This is a genomic window from Synechococcus sp. H55.11 (assembly GCF_047462475.1).
GTDB lineage: Bacteria > Cyanobacteriota > Cyanobacteriia > Thermostichales > Thermostichaceae > Thermostichus.
This window is the reverse complement of the sequence record NZ_JANSJI010000269.1, coordinates 3,255-6,650: the sequence shown is the minus strand read 5'-3', so window position 1 is coordinate 6,650 and position 3,396 is coordinate 3,255. Positions and strand designations below refer to the sequence as shown.

The following is a 3,396-nucleotide window of genomic DNA, read 5'->3' as shown; positions in this document are numbered from 1 at the left end:
GCCCCTCTCCCAGAGGGAGAGGGGAGATGGCTATCATCAGGCAAAAATCGAGATCCCTGCCCTCCTCAAGGGAAAAGGCAGGGATCCCAGGTCTAGGCACAGGAGAGGGGCCTAGGCGTTGGCGTTGAGGGTTACCGGGAAGGTCAGCGGCTCTGGCTCGTTTTCAGGCGGCAGCATCACCACCTCAGAGCTGTCGATGATCGCCTGCAGCTCTTCCCCATCGATGGTCTCGGCTTCCACCAAGCGGCGGGCGATGCGCTCCAAGAGGGCACGGTTTTCCCGAATCAGGTAGGTGGCCCGCTGGTAGGCCTCATTCACCAGCCGCCGCACCTCCTCGTCGATGAGGGCTGCCGTCTCCTCAGAGAAGTCCCGTTCTGCGGCGATCTCCCGGCCCAGGAAGATGTTGGCATATTGGCGACCCAGGGCCACATTCCCCAGGCGATCGCTCATGCCAAAGCGGGTGACCATGTTGCGGGCAATGCGGGCCACCTGTTGCAGGTCGCTGGCCGCCCCTGTGGTGATCTCCGACTCCCCGTAGATCACCTCTTCGGCCACCCGTCCGCCCAGGGCAACGGTCATCATGTTTTTCAGGTGGGCACGGGTGGTTAGCCCCATGTCATCATCGCTGGGCAGGAACCAGGTGAGGCCACCCGCCTGGCCGCGGGGGATGATCGTCACTTTTTGGATCGGGTCGTAGTTGGGCAAAAGGGATCCCACCAAGGCGTGGCCCGCCTCGTGGTAGGCCACCAGCTCCTTGCGCCGCTCGCTCATGAGGCGATCCTTCTTCTCCGGGCCGGCCAACACCCGATCCACGGCGTCGTTGATCTCGTCCATCGAGATCTCGGTGAGGTTGCGGCGGGCCGCCAAAATGGCCGCTTCGTTGAGCAGGTTGGCCAAATCCGCACCGGTAAACCCAGGGGTGCGGCGGGCCAATTTCTCTAGATCCACATCGGCGGCCAGGGTTTTGCCGCGGGCATGCACCTTGAGGATCTCCAGACGGCCCTGAAAATCAGGGCGATCCACCGTCACTTGGCGGTCAAAGCGACCGGGCCGCAGCAGCGCCGCATCCAACACATCGGGACGGTTGGTGGCGGCAATAACGATGATGCCGGAGTTGCCCTCAAAGCCGTCCATTTCGGTCAGCAACTGGTTCAGGGTTTGCTCCCGCTCGTCGTTGCCACCCCCCAGGCCAGCTCCCCGCTGCCGACCCACGGCATCGATTTCATCGATGAAGACAATGCAGGGGGCATTTTGCTTGGCCTGCTCGAACAGATCCCGCACACGGGAGGCACCGACCCCGACAAACATCTCCACAAACTCAGAGCCAGAAATGGAGAAGAAGGGCACACCCGCCTCACCGGCCACAGCGCGGGCCAACAGGGTTTTACCCGTGCCGGGCGGGCCCACCAGCAACACCCCACGCGGGATCTTGGCTCCCAAAGCCGTAAAGCGCTCTGAATTTTTCAGGAAATCCACCACCTCCGCCAGCTCCAGCTTGGCCTGCTCGATACCGGCCACATCGTTGAAAGTAATTTGAGTTTTCGGCTCCATTTGCACCCGCGCCCTCGATTTGCCGAAGTTGAGGGCCTGGCTGCCAGGGCCATTTTGAGCGCGCCGCAGCAGGAAAAAAAGCCCCAGCAACAGCAAAACAGGCAGGAAGAAGGTGCTGAGAATGCGCCCGAGGAGCCCTTCCTCCTGAACCGGGCGCACCGCCAGCTCCACCCCGTTGGCAACCAGGGTGTTTTCAAACTCTGGAGTAAGGGGGGGCAGATTTACCTGCACTTGGGTGGCGCGGTTGTTGATTTCTGCCTCGGCAATGGCCACTTGGCGACCATCCGGGGCCGTCTCCACCAAAACCTTGCTGACCTCGCCCCGTTCCACGCGGCTGATCAAGTCGGAGTAGCTGATCTCCAGGCGCTCAGCCGGGCGGGTGCCGAAGAAGGTGGTGGCCAAGGAGATCAAGACGATGGCCAGCAGCGCATACAACCCCGCGCTTCTCCATTTTTTGTTTTTACCTTTCTGACTCACGGAAGTGTTTCCTCCCAAAGGGTGTTTTTGAATCGAACTCGCAGATGGCCACTCGTAGGTAACAATCTGGGGTCGAGTAGGTTCTTGCAACAACAGACTGTTAATTAATATTAACCTGACTGAGAGGGTTGCCGAGGATCCCGGCAATCCTGCTCTTCTGGCGAGGAGTTTAGGGATAGGATCAAAAGACCCAGGCTGTGCCGTCAGCCAAGGGGGGTGTTTTTTTCTCATTCTCACCCATTCCAGCTTGCCCAAGGAGCCCCATGCTGACTCAACTGCGCCAACTGAGCATCGCTGCCGATGGGCGCTATCTCAGGGATGAGGAGCTGCAATTCATGGAAACCTACCTGGCTTCCTTTGACCTACGCCTGAGCGCCTATCGCAAGATTCAAGCGGCAGAAGCCCAGATCATCCGGGATGTGGAGATGAAAATGCGCGCGCTGGATCCCTACTTGCTCATGCGGGGGGTGGAAGACTTTAGTAACAAGTGGAAAGCTGACACCGTTCGGGTGCTGCGCCTTTCCGCCTTGGCCATGCTCTTGGACGATGAGCAACGCTACAAAGAGCGGTTTCTCTACTGGTTTCAGACCTTGATGCGGGCCTTCCGCACCCAACGCAGTTGCGAGGCAACCTACCGCTTCCTGCAAGAGGTGATGGCCAATTACCTCACCCCCGCGGAAGCCGACTTGATCAGGCCGATTCTGGAAACCAACCGCACGCTGCTGAGCCTCAACTAGGCAGCCGTCCCGGCAGACTCTGCTGAGTTGGCCGGCTCAACCAACTCTAGCTCATCGGCCTGCAGATGAGCCCGGAACTTGTTGCCAAACTGCACCTGAAAGGGAAAATTGGCGCTGATCGGACGGCCATTCCAATCCTGAATCACGGCCTTCAGCTCCCCTTCCATGCCTTTGAGGTCAAAAGGTTGATTGCGATATTCCGGGTGGTGATAGACGATCACGCTGGTACGCACCCGCACTCGATCTCCAACTTTCATGTCTTTTCCTCCCCAAAAAGTGGCCCACCAGAGAAACTGACTGAGAACACTCTAGCTCAATCTCTAAGCAAGTCTTCAAGATATGAAGAAGTATGTGGAAACTACCACAGGAGTTTTTGTTTTCTTTGAGTGGAGCGAGCATCTTTCCGCAAGCTCCAGCCATGAGCCTAGCCGAAGGAAGCCCCACTTTAAGCGAAGGGATCCCCCCTTGTACTCCAGCCGATCCAAGAGCACGGTCATTGCCTGGACCGCTTCCCAACTCCCCTCTCAGAGGTCGGAGGGCTGGAAGGGATCGCCTCAGCGGCACGGATCGATCTCAGGCAAGCTGGCAGCCGCTCAAACAAAATCCGTCAAATCTGTCTTCAATCAAACCA

3 protein-coding genes are annotated in these 3,396 nt (G+C 58.7%); 1 reads left to right on the top strand and 2 read right to left on the bottom strand.

Going from position 1 to position 3,396, the window contains the following annotated elements; genetic code table 11:
* Nucleotides 1-111 precede the first annotated feature (111 nt).
* Nucleotides 112-2,028 carry an ATP-dependent zinc metalloprotease FtsH gene (gene ftsH / locus NW853_RS10875; RefSeq protein WP_414349016.1) on the bottom strand — a complete coding sequence of 639 codons (1,917 nt, stop codon included), beginning with the start codon at nt 2,026-2,028 and terminating at the stop codon, nt 112-114.
* A 263-nt stretch (nt 2,029-2,291) separates the two neighbouring features.
* On the opposite strand from ftsH, the gene NW853_RS10870 reads away from it, so the two are divergent.
* The gene (locus tag NW853_RS10870; protein WP_414334952.1) at nt 2,292-2,765 is read left to right on the top strand and encodes a phycobilisome protein; all 474 of its coding nucleotides are present in this window, start codon (nt 2,292-2,294) and stop codon (nt 2,763-2,765) included.
* Here the strand turns inward: NW853_RS10870 and NW853_RS10865 are convergent.
* Nucleotides 2,762-3,022 carry a ferredoxin-thioredoxin reductase variable chain gene (locus NW853_RS10865; protein WP_414334953.1) on the bottom strand — a complete coding sequence of 87 codons (261 nt, stop codon included), beginning with the start codon at nt 3,020-3,022 and terminating at the stop codon, nt 2,762-2,764. The two genes, NW853_RS10870 and NW853_RS10865, sit on opposite strands and share 4 nt — an antisense overlap.
* Nucleotides 3,023-3,396: the final 374 nt, after the last annotated feature.

Bases quoted from the DNA above. Each gene is read 5' to 3' on its own strand.
- NW853_RS10870 (WP_414334952.1), top strand. From the start codon at position 2,292: ATGCTGACTCAACTGCGCCAACTGAGCATCGCTGCCGATGGGCGCTAT.
- NW853_RS10865 (WP_414334953.1), bottom strand. From the start codon at position 3,022: ATGAAAGTTGGAGATCGAGTGCGGGTGCGTACCAGCGTGATCGTCTAT.